Here is a 17,805-nt window from a genome sequence, read left to right as displayed (position 1 = left end):
CGGAGGTCAGCCGATGTCGGGTGGATCGACCCGGATCCGGACGCCCTCGCCGGCCCCCCGGGCCGTACGGGCCGCCTGGGCGGCCTTCAGCGCGGCCGCCAGCGCGGCGCCGGTACCGGGAGGGACACGGACCAGGGCACGGTCCCAGTGCTCGCCGGGCGGTGGCGCACCGGGCCGGCGAGGACGTCCGGGCGGGGTGTCCGGCAGCGGCACCGGACCCAGCACCTCCGCGTCGGGGGGCAGCCCGACCGTGCCGAGGAAGCCGGCGACCGCCTCGCCGGTGCCGGACACCGCGGCCATCCGGCAGACCGGCGGGAAGCCCAGCTCGGCCCGCTCGGCCAGCTCGCGGACCGCGTGCCCCACGGGGTCCCACCGCACCAGCGCCTGCACGGGCCGCAGCGTGGGGTCGGCGACCACGACGACCGTGCCGCCTGCCGCCCGGTCCCGCACCAGCGACGCCGCGGTGATCCACCGGCGCAGCGCGTCCTCCCCGGCCCGCAGATCGGGCCGTCCGAGCATCGCCCAGCCGTCCAGCAGCACGGCAGCCGCATAGCCGCCCTCGGCGACCGGCTCGGCCCCCGGGGTGCTGACGACGAGCGCGGGCGTGCCCGGCACGGTGTCCAGCACATGCTCGCGCCCCGAGGTCCGCACCGGGACCTTCGGGAACGCCCGCCCCAGTTCCTCGGCGGTGCGCCGCGCCCCGACGACCTGTGCCCGCAGCCGGAAGGAGCCGCACTCCGGGCAGTGCCACGCGGACTCCTCACGCCCGCACCAGCCGCACACCAGCGCCCCGCCGTCCCGCGTCTCCAGCGGCCCGGAGCAGTGCCGGCACCGCGCGGGCGTACGGCACCGGGCGCACGCCATCCGCGGCACGTAGCCGCGCCGCGGCACCTGCACCAGCACCGGCCCGTGCCGCAGCCCGTCCCGGACGGCCTGCCAGGCGAGGGTCGGCAGCCGGGCGGCACGGGCGGCCTCGTCGCGGGCGAGGTCCTGGTCGCCGACCGTCCGCACCAGCGGGGTGTGGGCCCGCACCCGCTCGCGCGGGGCGACGAGCGGGCGGGCCCAGCCGCTCTCCACGAGCTGTGCGGCCTCCACCGTGCAGCTCGGGCTGCCGAGGAGGAAACCGCATCTGTCCTGCGCGGCCCTCAGCAGCAGCACCTCACGCGCGTGCGGCTGCGGGGCGTGCTGCTCGCTGTGGCTGTCGTCCCCGTCGTCCCAGACGGCCACCAGGCCGAGGTTCTGCACGGGCGCGAACATGGCGGCCCGGGTCCCGACGACGGCCCGTACGGCACCGCGCCGTACGGCGAGCCATTCCCGGTACCGCTTCTCCGGTCCGGCGTCGGCGGTGAGCAGCGCGTGCCGCCCGTCGCCGAGCAGCTGCGTCAGGGCGGCGTCGACCCGGGCGGCCGCCCTGCCGTCGGGCACGACGACCAGCGCGCCGCGCCCGGAGGCGAGTGTCGCGGCCACGGCCCGGGCGAGCTCCTCGCTCCACCAGGGGCCCGGCAGCGCGTTCCACACCGCGCGGGGCGCTCCGCCCGAGGCGAGGGACTCCAGGAAGGCGGGCCCGTGCTCGTAGCGCGTCCAGGGCCCGGGCTCGGGGCTCGCGGGCGGCGGCAGCGGGGCGGGCGAGGGCCGCTGCTCGGCCTTCGCGCTGCGCGGCGGTACGGCGAGCTGGAGCACATCGGCGAGGCTTCCCGCGTAACGGTCGGCGACGGCCCGGGCGAGCCCCAGCAACTCCTCGCTGAGGACGGGCTCCGGGGAGACGACCTGGGCCAGCGCGGCCAGCGGCCCGGAGTAGTCCGACTCGGCCCGCCGCTCGACGAGGAAGCCATCGATCAGCCCTCCGCCCTCGCGGCGGCCCTCCCGCACACGATGCCGCCCGGCACCGAACCGCACCCGCACGCGCACCCCGGGCTGTGCGTCGGCGTCGAGCTCCTCGGGCACGGCGTAGTCGAAGTAGCGGTCGAGGTGCAGCACGCCCTTGTCGACGAGGACCCGCGCGACCGGAAGTTCCCTGGCGAGGGCGGCCCCCCGCCAGGTCCTGGGTTTGGCCCGCGGCTCCTTGGCCTTGCGCACGCTCTCCCGGATGAGCGCGAGCTGCTCGGGCGGCGCCCCCTCGGCACCGCCCTCCACCGGCTCGTTATCCCCGCTCACGCCTGCATTTCTACCAAACGGCACTGACACCGGCGTGGCCCGAGATCCGGCCGGCCGCGGAAACACGCACGCCCTGGGGCGCGTCTGCCTTGGACCGCTCGGCCATACCGGTCGGGGACCGGCAGCAGGATTCGAACCTGCGAGGGACTGCTTCCCGGAAGGATCCGCGGCCTGCGCACCGGGCCACGCCGGCGTCGTCCCGAGATCGGAGGGGCAGCGGAGAGGAAGATCCAGTTTCACCGCACGCACCGGGCGTGCTCCACCGAGGCAACCGCGGCCCGCGCACCGGGAGACGGTCCTCAGCCTAGAGAGCACCCGCAGCCGCTGCCAGTGCTTTGCGCGCCGAGGCCCGGCACCCCCGTTCGGGGGCACCGGGCCTCGGCGGAGCCGTGCGGGACCTTACAGGCCCGCCGCCTTGCGCAGCGCGTCCACGCGGTCCGTGCGCTCCCAGGTGAAGTCGGGCAGCTCACGGCCGAAGTGGCCGTAGGCGGCGGTCTGGGAGTAGATCGGGCGCAGCAGGTCGAGGTCGCGGATGATCGCGGCCGGGCGCAGGTCGAAGACCTCGTCGATGGCCTTCTCGATCTTCTCGGGCTCGACCTTGTGGGTGCCGAAGGTCTCCACGAACAGACCCACCGGCTCGGCCTTGCCGATCGCGTAGGCGACCTGGACCTCGCAGCGGGAGGCGAGGCCCGCGGCGACGACGTTCTTGGCGACCCAGCGCATGGCGTAGGCGGCGGAGCGGTCGACCTTGGACGGGTCCTTGCCGGAGAAGGCGCCGCCGCCGTGGCGGGCCATGCCGCCGTAGGTGTCGATGATGATCTTGCGGCCGGTGAGGCCGGCGTCGCCCATCGGGCCGCCGATCTCGAAGCGGCCGGTCGGGTTGACCAGCAGACGGTAGCCCTCGGTGTCCAGCTTGATGCCCTCGTCGAGCAGGGCCTTCAGCTCCGGCTCCACGACGAACTCGCGGATGTCGGGGGCCAGCAGGGACTCCAGGTCGATGTCGCTCGCGTGCTGCGAGGAGACGACGACGGTGTCGAGACGGACGGCCTTGTCGCCGTCGTACTCGATGGTGACCTGCGTCTTGCCGTCGGGGCGCAGGTAGGGGATGGTGCCGTTCTTGCGGACCTCGGACAGGCGCTTCGACAGACGGTGCGCCAGGAAGATCGGCAGCGGCATCAGGGTGGGCGTCTCGTCGGACGCGTAGCCGAACATCAGGCCCTGGTCGCCGGCGCCCTGCTTGTCGAGCTCGTCGTCGTCGCCCTCGACACGGGACTCGTACGCCGTGTCGACACCCTGGGCGATGTCCGGGGACTGCGAGCCGATCGACACCGACACGCCGCAGGAGGCGCCGTCGAAGCCCTTCTTGGAGGAGTCGTAGCCGATCTCCAGGATCTTGTCCCGGACGAGCTGCGGGATCGGCGCGTAAGCCTTGGTCGTGACCTCGCCGGCCACGTGGACCAGGCCGGTGGTGATGAGGGTCTCGACGGCGACGCGGGACGTGGGGTCCTCGCGGAGCAGCGCGTCGAGAATGGTGTCGCTGATCTGGTCAGCGATCTTGTCGGGGTGACCCTCGGTCACGGACTCCGAGGTGAACAGGCGACGGGACACAACGCTCCCTGGGGTTGCAGCGGCTGCTGGCTGATCATGGGCGGACGGGACGGGGGCTGCGCCCGGCGTCGTCCGAGAACAGTTTATCGGTCGCGCTCGGCCGCGGGCCCACCTGTCTCGCCTCTCGGGAGTGCTGTGACCTGCGGCACGGGCATTCTGCCCAATGCCGAGCGGCATTGGCCAGGGTCGCCACGCCGCAATCTGATGTGGTGGGCGGGTGCCCCGAAACGGGTGAAGCGGTCAGCGAAGACGTTCGGCCACGAGGTCCCACACGGTTTCGGCCAGCGCTTCCTTGGGGCCGTACGGTACGGCGGTCTCGGAGCCGTCGGCGCCCAGGACCACGGCCTCGTTCTCCTCCGATCCGAAGGTCTTGCGCTCCCCCACCTCGTTGACCACGAGCAGATCGCAGCCCTTGCGCTCCAGCTTGGCCCGGCCGTTGGCGAGGACGTCGTCGGTCTCGGCGGCGAACCCGACGACCACCTGTCCGGGGCGGGCGCGGTCGGCGGAGATCTCCGCGAGGACGTCCGGGTTGCGCACGAGGACGACGGGCTCGGGCTCCTGGCCGTCCTTCTTCTTGATCTTCCCGGCGGCGTAGGCGGCGGGCCGGAAGTCGGCCACGGCGGCGGCCATCACCACCGCGTCCGCGTCGGCGGCCGCCTTCAGCACGGCCTCGCGCAGCTGCACGGCCGTGCCGACCTGGACGACGTCCACCCCCGCCGGGTCGGGCAGGCCGGTGTTGGCGGCGATCAGGGTGACCCGGGCGCCGCGCGCGGCCGCGGTGCGGGCGAGGGCGTAGCCCTGCTTGCCGGAGGAGCGGTTGCCGAGGAAGCGGACCGGGTCCAGGGGCTCACGGGTGCCGCCGGCGCTGACGACGACATGGCGGCCCCCGAGGTCGGGCTCGGCGGCACCGCGGGCGAGGACGCGACGGCAGACCTCGAAGATCTCCGCGGGGTCCGGCAGCCGGCCCTTGCCGGTGTCCACGCCGGTGAGCCGGCCGACCGCGGGTTCGATCACGACGGCTCCCCGGCGGCGCAGCGTGGCCACGTTCTCCTGGGTGGCCGGGTGCTCCCACATCTCGGTGTGCATGGCGGGCGCGAAGACGACCGGGCACCGGGCCGTGAGCAGGGTGTTCGTCAGCAGGTCGTCGGCGAGGCCGTGCGCCGCCCTGGCCAGCGTGTCGGCCGTGGCCGGGGCCACGACGACCAGATCGGCGTGCTGTCCGATGCGGACGTGCGGCACCTCGTGGACGGCGTCCCAGACCTCCGTGGAGACCGGGTTGCCGGACAGGGCCGACCAGGTGGCGGCGCCGACGAAGTTCAGGGCGGAGGCGGTCGGCACGACACGGACGTCGTGGCCGGACTCCGTCAGCCTTCTGAGCAGCTCACATGCCTTGTAGGCGGCGATGCCGCCGCTGACCCCCAGCACGACCTTCGGCTTGTCCACCGTCTCTCCCCGGGCTCGGAAACGTACAACCCCTATGACACACCACAGGCCCGGCAGCGGCGCTGCCGGGCCTGTGGAAAAACCCGCTGCGGGCCGATCGTACGATCGGCCGGCCACGGGGCTGCTCAGGTCGCGGGGCCCTCGATGGCCTCAGACGTCAGCAGACCCGCGTTGATCTCGCGCAGGGCGATCGAGAGCGGCTTCTCGTGGACGTGGGTGTCCACGAGCGGACCGACGTACTCCAGGAGGCCCTCACCGAGCTGCGAGTAGTACGCGTTGATCTGGCGGGCCCGCTTGGCCGCGTAGATCACGAGGCTGTACTTCGAGTCGGTTGCCTCGAGGAGCTCGTCGATCGGCGGGTTGATGATGCCCTCGGGCGCGGAGATGGAAGAGGACACGCTCTACCTTCCGATGGGTGGGAAAAGTCAAATGGTGATCATGGTGCGACCACGCACGTGATCACACAACATCCATCAAGGCTAGCAGCTCGCGCGCCACATCCTCGACGGAGGTGTTGACCAGCGTCTCGTCGAACTCCGGCTCGGCCGCCAGCTCGACCTTCGCGGCCTCCAGCCGCCGCTCGATCACCTCGGGCGGTTCGGTGCCCCGGCCGGTCAGCCTGCGCACCAGCTCCTCCCAGGAAGGGGGAGCCAGGAACACCAGCTGGGCCTCGGACATCGACTCGCGGACCTGCCGTGCGCCCTGGAGGTCGATCTCCAGCAGGACCGGCTCGCCCGACTCCAGGCGCTCCAGCACGGCGCCGCGCGGGGTGCCGTAGCGGTTGCCCGCGAACTCGGCCCACTCCAGCAGCTCACCGTTGGCGATCAGCTTGTCCATCTCGTCGTCGCTGACGAAGAAGTAGTGGACTCCGTGCTGCTCGCCCGGCCGGGGCTTGCGGGTCGTCGCCGACACCGAGAGCCAGACCTCGGGGTGTTCCTTGCGCATATGGGCGACGACCGTGCTCTTGCCGACCCCGGAGGGGCCGGAGAGCACGGTCAGCCGCGGACGTTCACTCATGCAGCGATTATTCCAGCAATCGCGGGGTGCCCGGGACGCAGGCCCGGAGTACCCCGTACGTCAGGAACCGGTGCTGCCGAACTCGCGCTCCAGGGAAGCGATCTGGTTGGAGCCGAGGCCACGCACGCGGCGGCTCTCGGAGATGCCGAGACGCTCCATGATCTGCTTGGCGCGGACCTTGCCCACGCCCGGCAGGGACTCCAGCAGGGCGGAGACCTTCATCTTGCCGATGACGTCGTTCTCCTGGCCCTGCTTGATGACCTCGTGAAGGGAGGCGCCGGAGTGCTTGAGTCGATTCTTGACCTCGGCCCGCTCCCGGCGAGCCGCGGCGGCCTTTTCGAGCGCGGCTGCGCGCTGTTCGGGGGTAAGGGGCGGAAGAGCCACGCCTACGTCACCTCGGATGTCGAACTGTCGGATACGGACCGGTGAGGAACCTAGTCGCCCCACACCAGGGGAGCCGCGAGCAACACGCTGCCCGCCGTCCCCCGCTGTCGTGAGGAGCGTGGGAGGTGCCCCCACTTCGTCGGAGACTAGCGGTCAAGTCCGCCGGAGTCAGCGAGAACAGAGGAAAAGTCCTGGTCAGCCTCCGCCAGGACGGGATATTTCAGACATACTGCCCCGGATTTGAGAATGTATCCAGGCTCAAGTCGGTCCGCGCGGCCCGTCCGGCGCCTCGAACGCGCGTCCAGTCGCGCTCAGGCGGCCGTCACCGCCGCGCGGATCTCCTCCGCGAAACGGTCCGCCGCCGCCCGCAGCGCGCTGACGTCGGGACCCTGCCGCAGCACGCCCCTGCTGACGTTCGGGACGACGTTGCGCACGGCGGCCCCGAACACCCCGGGAAGGTCGGCCGCGGTGGCCCCCTGCGCCCCGATGCCCGGCGCGAGGAGCGGGCCGTTGATGTCCAGGTCGTAGGTCGACAGATCGCCCAGCGTGGCGCCGACGACCGCGCCGAAGGAGCCGAGGGGCTCCTCCCCCGCGTTCTCGGCCGCCAGATGCGCCAGCATGGTCGCGCCGACGGTCCGGCCGTCTGCGCGGATCGCGTGCTGGACCTCGCCGCCCTCCGGGTTGGAGGTCAGCGCGAGCACGAAGAGACCGGCACCGCTCTCCCGGGCCAGCGCGACGGCCGGGCTGAGCGAGCCGTAGCCGAGATAGGGCGAGACGGTCAGCGCGTCGGAGAACAGCGGGGAGTCCTTGCGCAGGAACGCCTCGGCGTAGGCGGCCATGGTCGAGCCGATGTCACCGCGCTTGGCGTCCATCACGATCAGGGCACCGGCCGCGCGGGCCTCCTCCACCGACTTCTCCAGGACCGCGACGCCGCGCGAGCCGAAGCGCTCGAAGAACGCGCTCTGCGGCTTCAGGACGGCGACCCGGTCGGCCGTGGCCTCCACGACGGTACGGCTGAACCGCTCAAGACCGGCGACGTCGTCGTTCAGGCCCCACTCGGCCAGCAGGGAGGCGTGCGGGTCGATGCCCACGCACAGCGGGCCCCGCTCGTCCATGGCACGGCGCAGCCGGGCGCCGAAGGGTTCCGAAACGCTCATGCCGTCCTGCTCCTGACGTCGGCGCCGACCGCGTCGGCGAGGGTGGCGTACGGGCTCTGGCGCAGCCGCGCCGCGAGGCCCTTGTGGATGGCCCGGCTGTAGAAGGGCCCCTCGTAGATGAAGGCGCTGTAGCCCTGGACCAGCGTGGCGCCGGCCAGGATGCGCTGCCAGGCGTCCTCCGCGTTCTCGATGCCGCCGACGCCCACCAGGGTGATCCGGTCGCCCACGCGCGCGTACAGACGGCGCAGGACCTCCAGGGAGCGCGCCTTCAGCGGAGCGCCGGACAGACCGCCGGTCTCCTTGACGAGGGCGGGGGCGGACTGCAGGCCGAGGCCCTCGCGCGCGATGGTGGTGTTGGTGGCGATGATGCCGTCCAGACCCAGCTCGACGGCGAGGTCGGCGACCGCGTCGACGTCCTCGTCGGCGAGGTCCGGGGCGATCTTGACCAGCAGCGGCACCCGGCGCGTGGTGACCGTGCGGTCGGCGGCCTCGCGGACGGCGCGCAGCAGCGGGCGCAGCGACTCGGTGGCCTGGAGGTTGCGCAGTCCGGGCGTGTTCGGCGAGGAGACGTTCACGACCAGGTAGTCGGCGTACGGCGAAAGGCGCTCGGCCGACTTCACGTAGTCGGCGGCCGCCTCCTCCTCGGGGACGACCTTGGTCTTGCCGATGTTGACGCCCACGACCGTTCTGAACACGGGGTTGCGGGAGGCGAGGCGGGCGGCGACGGCGAGGGAGCCCTCGTTGTTGAAGCCCATGCGGTTGATCAGGGCGCGGTCGGCGACCAGGCGGAACAGCCGCTGCTTGGGGTTGCCGGGCTGCGGCTCTCCGGTGACCGTGCCGATCTCGACGTGGTCGAAGCCCAGCATCGACATGCCGTCGATGGCGACCGCGTTCTTGTCGAAGCCCGCCGCGAGCCCGAAGGGACCGTGCATGCGCAGCCCGAGGGCCTCGGTGCGCAGCTCCTTGTGGCGCGGGGCGAGCGCTGCGGCGACGAAGGTGCGCAGCACCGGGATGCGGGCGGCGAGGCGGATCCAGCGGAAGGCCAGATGGTGGGCCTTCTCCGGGTCCATGTGCTGGAAGACGAGAGTGAAAAAGATCTTGTACATGGTGTCCTCATGAAGAGGGGGACACCGTTTCCGGTGTCCCCCTCTTCGGCTGCTAGTCGCGGGCCGCGGTCAGGTGCTCGGCGTGTTCCTGGAGCGATCGGACGCCCACGTCGCCGTGGTTGAGTGCGTCGATGCCCTGGACGGCGGCGGCGAGCGCCTGGACCGTCGTCAGGCACGGGACCGACCGCGCCACGGCCGCCGTACGGATCTCGTAGCCGTCGAGGCGGCCGCCGGTGCCGTACGGGGTGTTGACGATGAGGTCGACCTCGCCGTCGTGGATGAGCTGGACGATGGTCCGCTCACCGTTCGGGCCGGTGCCCTCGGACTGCTTGCGCACGACGGTGGCGTTGATGCCGTTGCGCTTGAGGACCTCGGCGGTGCCGGAGGTGGCCATCAGCTCGAAGCCGTGGGCGACCAGCTCACGCGCCGGGAAGATCATCGAGCGCTTGTCGCGGTTGGCGACCGAGATGAAGGCGCGGCCCTTGGTGGGCAGCGGGCCGTAGGCGCCGGCCTGCGACTTGGCGTACGCCGTGCCGAAGACCGAGTCGATGCCCATGACCTCGCCGGTGGAGCGCATCTCCGGGCCGAGGACGGTGTCCACTCCGCGGCCGTGGATGTCGCGGAAGCGCGACCACGGCATGACGGCCTCCTTGACGGAGATCGGCGCGTCCAGCGGCAGCTCCCCGCCGTCGCCGGTCGCCGGGAGCAGGCCCTCGGCGCGCAGCTCGGCCACGGTCGCGCCCAGCGAGATACGGGCGGCGGCCTTCGCCAGCGGCACGGCGGTCGCCTTGGAGGTGAAGGGGACCGTGCGCGAGGCGCGCGGGTTGGCCTCCAGGACGTAGAGGATGTCGCCGGCCATCGCGAACTGGATGTTGATCAGGCCGCGCACGCCGACGCCCTTGGCGATGGCCTCGGTGGAGGCGCGCAGGCGCTTGATGTCGAAGCCGCCGAGGGTGATCGGGGGCAGGGCGCACGCCGAGTCGCCGGAGTGGATGCCGGCCTCCTCGATGTGCTCCATGACGCCGCCGAGGTAGAGCTCCTGGCCGTCGTAGAGGGCGTCGACGTCGATCTCGATCGCGTCGTCCAGGAAGCGGTCGACGAGCACCGGCCGGGTGGGGCTGATCTCGGTCGACTCGGCGATGTACGCCTCCAGGCGCGTCTCGTCGTAGACGATCTCCATGCCGCGGCCGCCGAGGACGTACGACGGCCGGACGAGGACCGGGTAGCCGATCTCGTCGGCGATGGCCTTGGCCTCGGCGAAGGTGGTGGCGGTGCCGTGCTTGGGGGCGGGCAGGCCCGCCTCGGCCAGGACCCGGCCGAAGGCGCCGCGGTCCTCGGCGGCGTGGATGGCCTCCGGGGAGGTGCCGACGACCGGCACGCCGTTGTCCTTCAGCGCCTGCGACAGGCCCAGCGGGGTCTGGCCGCCGAGCTGCACGATGACGCCCGCGACGGGGCCGGCCTGCTGCTCGGCGTGGACGATCTCCAGGACGTCCTCCAGGGTGAGCGGCTCGAAGTAGAGCCGGTCGGAGGTGTCGTAGTCGGTGGAGACGGTCTCGGGGTTGCAGTTGACCATCACGGTCTCGAACCCGGCGTCGGACAGCGCGAAGGAGGCATGGACGCAGGAGTAGTCGAACTCGATGCCCTGGCCGATGCGGTTCGGGCCGGAGCCCAGGATGATCACCGCGGGCTTCTCGCGCGGGGCGACCTCGGTCTCCTCGTCGTACGAGGAGTAGAAGTACGGCGTCTTCGCGGCGAACTCGGCGGCGCAGGTGTCGACCGTCTTGTACACCGGGCGCACGCCGAGCGCGTGCCGCACCTCGCGGACGACGTCCTCGCGCAGTCCGCGGATCTCGGCGATCTGGGCGTCGGAGAAGCCGTGCCGCTTGGCCTCGGCGAGCAGCTCCGGCTCCAGCTTCTCGGCGGCGGCCAGCTCGTCCGCGATCTCCTTGATCAGGAAGAGCTGGTCGACGAACCAGGGGTCGATCTTCGTGTAGTCGAAGATCTCCTCCTGGGTGGCGCCCGCGCGGATGGCCTGCATGACCGTGTTGATGCGGCCGTCGGTGGGGCGGACGGCCTCGTTCAGCAGGGCGTCCTTGTCGCCGGGCTCGCCGACGAAGGTGAACTGGCTGCCCTTCTTCTCCAGGGAGCGCAGCGCCTTCTGGAACGCCTCGGTGAAGTTGCGGCCGATGGCCATGGCCTCGCCGACCGACTTCATGGTGGTGGTGAGGGTGGAGTCGGCCTGCGGGAACTTCTCGAAGGCGAACCTCGGGGCCTTCACGACCACGTAGTCGAGCGTCGGCTCGAAGGAGGCCGGGGTCTCCTGCGTGATGTCGTTCGGGATCTCGTCGAGGGTGTAGCCGACGGCGAGCTTGGCGGCGATCTTCGCGATCGGGAAGCCGGTGGCCTTGGAGGCGAGGGCCGAGGAGCGCGACACACGCGGGTTCATCTCGATGACGATGACCCGGCCGTCCTCGGGGTTCACCGCGAACTGGATGTTGCAGCCGCCGGTGTCGACGCCGACCTCGCGGATGACGGCGATGCCGATGTCGCGCAGGATCTGGTACTCGCGGTCGGTGAGCGTCATCGCCGGGGCGACGGTGATGGAGTCGCCGGTGTGCACGCCCATCGGGTCGAAGTTCTCGATGGAGCAGACGACCACGACGTTGTCGTGCTTGTCGCGCATCAGCTCCAGCTCGTACTCCTTCCAGCCGAGGATGGACTCCTCCAGGAGCACCTCGGTGGTCGGGGAGAGCGTGAGGCCCTGGCCGGCGATGCGGCGCAGCTCGTCCTCGTCGTGGGCGAAGCCGGAGCCGGCGCCGCCCATGGTGAAGGACGGGCGGACGACGACCGGGTAGCCGCCGAGCTCGTCGACACCCGCGAGGACCTCGTCCATGGTGTGGCAGATGACCGAGCGGGCGGACTCGCCGTGCCCGGTCTTGCGGCGGACCTCCTCCACGACCTCCTTGAACAGGTCGCGGTCCTCGCCCTTGTTGATCGCCTCCACGTTGGCGCCGATCAGCTCGACGCCGTACTTCTCCAGGACGCCGTTCCCGGCGAGGGAGATCGCTGTGTTGAGGGCCGTCTGGCCGCCCAGGGTGGGCAGCAGGGCGTCGGGGCGCTCCTTGGCGATGATCTTCTCGACGAACTCCGGGGTGATCGGCTCGACGTAGGTGGCGTCGGCGATCTCCGGGTCGGTCATGATCGTCGCCGGGTTGGAGTTCACCAGGACGACCCGCAGGCCCTCGGACTTCAGGACCCGGCACGCCTGGGTGCCGGAGTAGTCGAACTCGGCGGCCTGGCCGATGACGATCGGGCCGGAGCCGATGACCAGGACGGACTGGATATCGGTGCGCTTAGGCACGCTGGCCCTCCATGAGCTTCACGAAGCGGTCGAACAGGTAGGCGGCGTCGTGGGGACCGGCGGCCGCTTCGGGGTGGTACTGGACACTGAAAGCCGGCTGGTCGAGGAGCTGGAGACCCTCCACCACGTTGTCGTTGAGGCAGACGTGGGAGACCTCGACGCGGCCGTAGGGGGTGTCGGACACCTTGTCGAGCGGGGCGTCGACGGCGAAGCCGTGGTTGTGCGCGGTGACCTCGACCTTGCCGGTCGTGCGGTCCTGCACCGGCTGGTTGATGCCGCGGTGGCCGTACTTCAGCTTGTAGGTGCCGAAGCCGAGCGCGCGGCCGAGGATCTGGTTGCCGAAGCAGATGCCGAACAGCGGCGTGCCGCGCCCGAGCACCTCGCGCATCACCGAGACCGGGTGGTCGGCGGTGGCCGGGTCGCCGGGGCCGTTGGAGAAGAACACGCCGTCGGGGTTCACGGCGTAGACGTCCTCGGCGGTGGCCGTGGCGGGCAGGACGTGCACCTCGATGCCGCGCTCGGCCATGCGGTGCGGGGTCATGCCCTTGATGCCGAGGTCGACGGCGGCGACGGTGTACTTCTTCTCGCCGATCGCGGGGACGACGTAGGTCTCCTTGGTGGCGACCTCGGCGGACAGGTCCGCGCCCTCCATCTCGGGGGCCTGGCGGACCTCGGCGAGCATGGTGCCCTCGTCGGGCAGGGCGTTGCCGGAGAAGATGCCGACGCGCATGGCGCCGCGCTCGCGCAGGTGGCGGGTGAGGGCGCGGGTGTCGATGCCGGAGATTCCGACGACGCCCTGGGTGCGCAGCTCGTCGTCCAGCGAGCGCCGGGAGCGCCAGTTGGACGGCACGCGCGCGGGGTCGCGCACGACGTAGCCGGCGACCCAGATCCGCTTGCTCTCGGGGTCCTCGTCGTTGACGCCGGTGTTGCCGACGTGCGGGGCGGTCATCACCACGACCTGGCGGTGGTAGGACGGGTCGGTGAGGGTCTCCTGGTAGCCCGTCATGCCGGTGGAGAACACGGCCTCGCCGAAGGTCACCCCCACGGCCCCGTAGGCGCGGCCGCGGAAGATCCGGCCGTCCTCCAGGACGAGTACGGCAGGAACCTTCACGGTTCCTTGTGTGGAGGTCGTCATCGTTCGGCGCCTTCCGTGCTGTTGGTTTCGATCATGGAGTTGAGGGTGGTGACCCAGTCGCCGTGCTCCGCCGCGTGGCCGGAGCGGAAGCCCGAGTCGATCAGCCGGCCGCCGTGCTCCCAGGTCACCACGAGCAGGCCGCCCTCGGTGAGGACCTTGCCGGCGATGCCCTTGTCGAGCCGGGCCTCGCGCAGCGCCTCCGCTGGGACGAAGAAGTCGCTCGCGCCGGGGCGTACGACGTCCAGTCCCGCGTCGGTGAGCGTGAGCTCGGCCCGGCTGCGGGTGCCCAGGCCGTGCGCCACGATCCGGTCGAGCCACTGACCGGCGGTGGTGGAGCCGTGGTAGCGGCCGCTCATGCTCAGTTTCACCGCGCCGGTCCGCTCCGGCGCGCTGGGCAGCTCCGGCAGGTCGCCCTGGAGCGTGCCGCGCCACTTCCAGCCCTCGCGCATCAGCCAGTAGACGAGCGCGACGAAGAGGGCGAGACCGAGGACCCAGCCCAGGCGGGCGGCCCAGTCGGTGACCTCTGCCGATTTCTTCTCGGCGGCCAGCAGGAGTACAGGTGTCACGTGAGCTTCCCGTCGACGAGGGTGGCCTTGCCCCGGAGCCACGTGTGCGTCACACGGCCCGGCAGCTCGCGCCCCTCGTACGGAGTGTTGCGGCTGCGCGAGGCGAAGCCCTCGGGGTCCACCTGGCCACGGTATGCCGTGTCGACGAGCGTGAGGTTGGCGGGCTCACCAGCCGAGACGGGGCGTCCATGGCCCTTCGCCCGCCCGATCTCGGCGGGCTTGAAGGACATCCGGTCGGCGACCCCGGCCCAGTCCAGCAGGCCCGTCTCCACCATGGTCTCCTGGACCACCGACAGCGCGGTCTCCAGGCCGACCATGCCCATGGCGGCCGCGGCCCACTCGCAGTCCTTGTCCTCGTGCGGGTGCGGGGCGTGGTCGGTGGCGACGATGTCGATCGTGCCGTCGGCGAGGGCCTCGCGCAGCGCCGTCACATCGCGCTCGGTGCGCAGTGGCGGGTTGACCTTGTAGACGGGGTTGTAGCTGCGCACCAGCTCGTCGGTGAGGAGGAGGTGGTGCGGGGTGACCTCGGCGGTGACGTCGATGCCGCGGGACTTGGCCCAGCGGACGATCTCGACGGACCCGGCGGTCGACAGGTGGCAGATGTGGACGCGGGAGCCGACGTGCTCGGCGAGCAGCACGTCCCGGGCGATGATCGACTCCTCGGCGACGGCCGGCCAGCCGCCGAGACCCAGCTCGGCGGAGACGATGCCCTCGTTCATCTGGGCGCCCTCGGTGAGGCGGGGCTCCTGCGCGTGCTGGGCGACGACACCGCCGAACGCCTTCACGTACTCCAGCGCCCGGCGCATGATCACGGCGTCGTCGACGCACTTGCCGTCGTCGGAGAAGACGGTCACCCCGGCGGCGGACTCGTGCATGGCGCCCAGCTCGGCGAGCTTGCGGCCCTCCAGGCCGACCGTGACGGCGCCGATCGGCTGCACGTCGCAGTAGCCGTGCTCCTGGCCGAGCCGGTAGACCTGCTCGACGACACCGGCGGTGTCGGCGACCGGGAAGGTGTTGGCCATGGCGAACACGGCGGTGTAGCCGCCGGAGGCGGCCGCGCGGGTGCCGGTCAGGACGGTCTCGGAGTCCTCGCGGCCCGGCTCGCGCAGATGGGTGTGCAGGTCGACCAGGCCCGGCAGCAGCACCTTGCCGGCCGCCTCGACGACCTCGGCGCCCTCGGCGGTCAGGCCCTGGCCCACCTCGGCGATGGTCTCGCCGTCGATCAGGACGTCCTGCGCCTCGCCGCCGAGCACCTTCGCACCACGGATCAGGATCTTGCTCATGAGTCTTACTTCTCCTCGGTACGGGGGTGGGTGACGGCGGGCTCGTTGCCCCCGAGCAGCAGGTAGAGGACGGCCATGCGGATGGACACGCCGTTGGCGACCTGCTCGACGACGGTGCAGCGGTCGGAGTCGGCGACCTCGGCGGTGATCTCCATGCCGCGGACCATCGGGCCGGGGTGCATCACGATGGCGTGCTCGGGCAGCCGCGCCATGCGCTCGCCGTCCAGGCCGTAGCGGCGGGAGTACTCGCGCTCGGTGGGGAAGAAGGCCGCGTTCATGCGCTCGCGCTGGACGCGCAGCATCATCACCGCGTCGGACTTGGGCAGCGTGGAGTCCAGGTCGTAGGACACCTCGCAGGGCCAGGTCTCGACGCCGACCGGCACCAGGGTGGGCGGCGCGACCAGGGTGACCTCGGCGCCGAGGGTGTGCAGCAGGTCGACGTTGGAGCGGGCGACCCGGCTGTGCAGGACGTCGCCGACGAGCGTGATGTGCTTGCCGGCCAGGTCCTGGCCGAGACCGGCGTCCCGGCCGACCAGGCGGCGGCGCATGGTGAAGGCGTCCAGCAGGGCCTGCGTGGGGTGCTGGTGGGTGCCGTCGCCGGCGTTGATCACGGCGGCGTCGATCCAGCCGGAGTTCGCCAGGCGGTACGGGGCCCCGGAGGCGCCGTGCCGGATGACGACGGCGTCGACGCCCATGGCCTCCAGGGTCTGCGCGGTGTCCTTCAGGGACTCGCCCTTGGACACGCTGGAACCCTTGGCGGTGAAGTTGATGACGTCCGCCGACAGCCGCTTCTCGGCGGCCTCGAAGGAGATACGCGTGCGCGTGGAGTCCTCGAAGAAGAGGTTCACGACGGTGCGGCCGCGCAGGGTCGGCAGCTTCTTGATCGGCCGGTCGGCGACCCGGGCCATCTCCTCGGCGGTGTCGAGGATCAGGACGGCGTCGTCACGGGTGAGGTCGGCGGCCGAGATGAGATGACGCTGCATCTGTCAGGCTCCGTAAGGCAGTTGATCGGGAGATTCAGTGCAAACCTGCGCGCCGGTGGGCACGCCGAAGCGGGCCGTGCGCGTGACTTGCTACTGGGCGGCCGGCTTCACACCGAGCAGCACGGTGTCGCGACCGTCCTCCTCGGCGAGCTGGACCTTGACCGTCTCCCGCAACGACGTGGGGAGGTTCTTGCCGACGTAGTCGGCGCGGATGGGCAGTTCCCGGTGACCGCGGTCGACGAGGACCGCGAGCTGCACCGCGCGGGGGCGCCCGAGGTCGTTCAGAGCGTCGAGGGCGGCGCGGATGGTGCGGCCGGAGAACAGCACGTCGTCGACGAGGACGACCAGCTTGCCGTCCAGGCCGTCACCGGGGATCTCGGTGCGGGCGAGCGCACGCGGCGGGTGCATGCGCAGGTCGTCGCGGTACATGGTGATGTCCAGCGAGCCGCAGGGCACCTTGCGTTCGGTGATCTGCTCCAGCTTGGCGGCGAGCCGCTGGGCGAGGAAGACGCCGCGGGTCGGAATGCCGAGGAGCACCACGTCGTCGGCGCCCTTGGCGCGCTCGACGATCTCGTGGGCGATGCGGGTCAGCACCCGCGCGATGTCGGGGCCTTCGAGAACGGGCCGTGCTTCGGACGACTGCGCGTCCTGGTTCGTGTCCATACGGAACGGACCTCCTTCTCCGCCTCACGGGACGGACCTTAAAGGACGTCGGGATTGCGCCATCCACCGTAGCAGGCCCCCGGGACGCCCCCGTCTCACCCCCTTGGCCCAAGGGGGCCCCGCCACCTCGGAAGAAGCGGTGCGGACCTTTCGGCTTGACGCAGCAGAGTAACGCTGCGTAACCTCACAGTGAGTTACCAGCCGCGCGGCACGGAAACCAAGCCGACCGCGTCGACCCAGTGCCGGGGAGCTATATGTCCAGCGAATACGCCAAACAGCTCGGAGCCAAGCTCCGCGCCATCCGCACCCAGCAGGGCCTTTCCCTCCACGGTGTCGAGGAGAAGTCCCAGGGGCGCTGGAAGGCCGTCGTGGTCGGTTCCTACGAGCGCGGCGACCGCGCCGTGACCGTGCAGCGTCTCGCCGAGCTGGCGGATTTCTATGGCGTGCCGGTCCAGGAGCTGCTGCCGGGCACGACCCCGGGCGGCGCCGCCGAGCCCCCGCCGAAGCTGGTCCTGGACCTGGAGCGGCTGGCCACCGTGCCGGCCGAGAAGGCGGGCCCCCTGCAGCGCTACGCGGCGACGATCCAGTCCCAGCGCGGTGACTACAACGGCAAGGTGCTCTCGATCCGCCAGGACGACCTGCGCACCCTCGCCGTCATCTACGACCAGTCGCCGTCCGTCCTCACCGAGCAGCTCATCAGCTGGGGTGTCCTGGACGCCGACGCGCGCCGCGCGGTCTCCCACGAGGAGAGCTGAGCGCTCCGCGGACTCAGCAGAAACGTACCGCCGGGGGGGGGGGGGGGGGGGGGGGGGGGGGCCCCCCCCCCCGGGGGGGGGGGGGGGGGGGGGGGGGGCCCCCCCCCGGGGGGCCCCCCGGGGGGGGGGGCCCCCCCCCGGGGGGGCCCCCCCCCCCCCCCCCCCCCCCCCCCCCGGCGGGCCGGGCGCC

At 71.8% G+C, this 17,805-nt stretch carries 15 protein-coding genes; 1 reads left to right on the top strand and 14 read right to left on the bottom strand.

Annotation, left to right across the window (positions count from 1 at the left end; translation table 11 throughout):
- Positions 1-6: 6 nt before the first annotated feature.
- The 14 genes from ACIQGV_RS27960 to pyrR all read right to left on the bottom strand — a co-directional run bounded on the left by ACIQGV_RS27960 (position 7) and on the right by pyrR (position 16,860).
- Positions 7-2,154 carry a primosomal protein N' gene (locus tag ACIQGV_RS27960; protein ID WP_402498919.1) on the bottom strand — a complete coding sequence of 716 codons (2,148 nt, stop codon included), beginning with the start codon at positions 2,152-2,154 and terminating at the stop codon, positions 7-9.
- Positions 2,155-2,553: 399 nt separating this feature from the next.
- Positions 2,554-3,762: a methionine adenosyltransferase gene (metK, locus tag ACIQGV_RS27955; RefSeq protein ID WP_402498917.1), complete on the bottom strand. Its 1,209-nt coding sequence runs from the start codon at positions 3,760-3,762 to the stop codon at positions 2,554-2,556.
- 240 nt (positions 3,763-4,002) lie between these two features.
- The gene (gene coaBC, locus ACIQGV_RS27950) at positions 4,003-5,205 is read right to left on the bottom strand and encodes a bifunctional phosphopantothenoylcysteine decarboxylase/phosphopantothenate--cysteine ligase CoaBC (RefSeq protein WP_402498915.1); all 1,203 of its coding nucleotides are present in this window, start codon (positions 5,203-5,205) and stop codon (positions 4,003-4,005) included.
- Between the two features lie 125 nt (positions 5,206-5,330).
- Positions 5,331-5,603 (bottom strand): DNA-directed RNA polymerase subunit omega, encoded by a 273-nt coding sequence (rpoZ, locus tag ACIQGV_RS27945; RefSeq protein WP_402498913.1) that lies wholly within the window; start codon positions 5,601-5,603, stop codon positions 5,331-5,333.
- A gap of 61 nt (positions 5,604-5,664) precedes the next feature.
- Entirely contained in the window at positions 5,665-6,222 is a 558-nt protein-coding gene (gene gmk, locus ACIQGV_RS27940; protein ID WP_402498910.1) for a guanylate kinase, read from the bottom strand.
- A 60-nt stretch (positions 6,223-6,282) separates the two neighbouring features.
- Positions 6,283-6,606: an integration host factor gene (locus tag ACIQGV_RS27935; protein WP_003977346.1), complete on the bottom strand. Its 324-nt coding sequence runs from the start codon at positions 6,604-6,606 to the stop codon at positions 6,283-6,285.
- A 311-nt stretch (positions 6,607-6,917) separates the two neighbouring features.
- The gene (pyrF, locus tag ACIQGV_RS27930; RefSeq protein WP_402498907.1) at positions 6,918-7,763 is read right to left on the bottom strand and encodes an orotidine-5'-phosphate decarboxylase; all 846 of its coding nucleotides are present in this window, start codon (positions 7,761-7,763) and stop codon (positions 6,918-6,920) included.
- On the bottom strand, positions 7,760-8,869 hold the full coding sequence (locus tag ACIQGV_RS27925; RefSeq protein ID WP_402498905.1) for a quinone-dependent dihydroorotate dehydrogenase: 1,110 nt from the start codon (positions 8,867-8,869) through the stop codon (positions 7,760-7,762). The genes pyrF and ACIQGV_RS27925 overlap by 4 nt, the downstream gene beginning before the upstream one ends.
- A gap of 52 nt (positions 8,870-8,921) precedes the next feature.
- Positions 8,922-12,230 (bottom strand): carbamoyl-phosphate synthase large subunit, encoded by a 3,309-nt coding sequence (gene carB / locus ACIQGV_RS27920; RefSeq protein WP_402498903.1) that lies wholly within the window; start codon positions 12,228-12,230, stop codon positions 8,922-8,924.
- On the bottom strand, positions 12,223-13,365 hold the full coding sequence (gene carA, locus ACIQGV_RS27915; RefSeq protein WP_402498900.1) for a glutamine-hydrolyzing carbamoyl-phosphate synthase small subunit: 1,143 nt from the start codon (positions 13,363-13,365) through the stop codon (positions 12,223-12,225). Before carA ends, carB begins: the two co-directional genes overlap by 8 nt.
- Positions 13,362-13,931: a hypothetical protein gene (locus ACIQGV_RS27910; RefSeq protein WP_402498897.1), complete on the bottom strand. Its 570-nt coding sequence runs from the start codon at positions 13,929-13,931 to the stop codon at positions 13,362-13,364. The genes carA and ACIQGV_RS27910 overlap by 4 nt, the downstream gene beginning before the upstream one ends.
- Complete coding sequence (locus tag ACIQGV_RS27905; protein ID WP_402498894.1) at positions 13,928-15,214, bottom strand: dihydroorotase; 1,287 nt, start codon at positions 15,212-15,214, stop codon at positions 13,928-13,930. Before ACIQGV_RS27905 ends, ACIQGV_RS27910 begins: the two co-directional genes overlap by 4 nt.
- 5 nt (positions 15,215-15,219) lie before the next feature.
- Complete coding sequence (locus ACIQGV_RS27900; protein ID WP_402498890.1) at positions 15,220-16,197, bottom strand: aspartate carbamoyltransferase catalytic subunit; 978 nt, start codon at positions 16,195-16,197, stop codon at positions 15,220-15,222.
- A gap of 90 nt (positions 16,198-16,287) precedes the next feature.
- Entirely contained in the window at positions 16,288-16,860 is a 573-nt protein-coding gene (gene pyrR, locus ACIQGV_RS27895) for a bifunctional pyr operon transcriptional regulator/uracil phosphoribosyltransferase PyrR (RefSeq protein WP_402498887.1), read from the bottom strand.
- Positions 16,861-17,114: 254 nt separating this feature from the next.
- On the opposite strand from pyrR, the gene bldD reads away from it, so the two are divergent.
- Entirely contained in the window at positions 17,115-17,615 is a 501-nt protein-coding gene (gene bldD, locus ACIQGV_RS27890; protein WP_071364425.1) for a transcriptional regulator BldD, read from the top strand.
- The last annotated feature ends 190 nt before the right edge of the window (positions 17,616-17,805 follow it).

The organism is Streptomyces sp. NPDC093094, from assembly GCF_044754345.1.
Lineage (GTDB): Bacteria > Actinomycetota > Actinomycetes > Streptomycetales > Streptomycetaceae > Streptomyces.
Note: the sequence above shows the minus strand (reverse complement) of the source record. Positions and strands in the feature narration are given on the sequence as shown.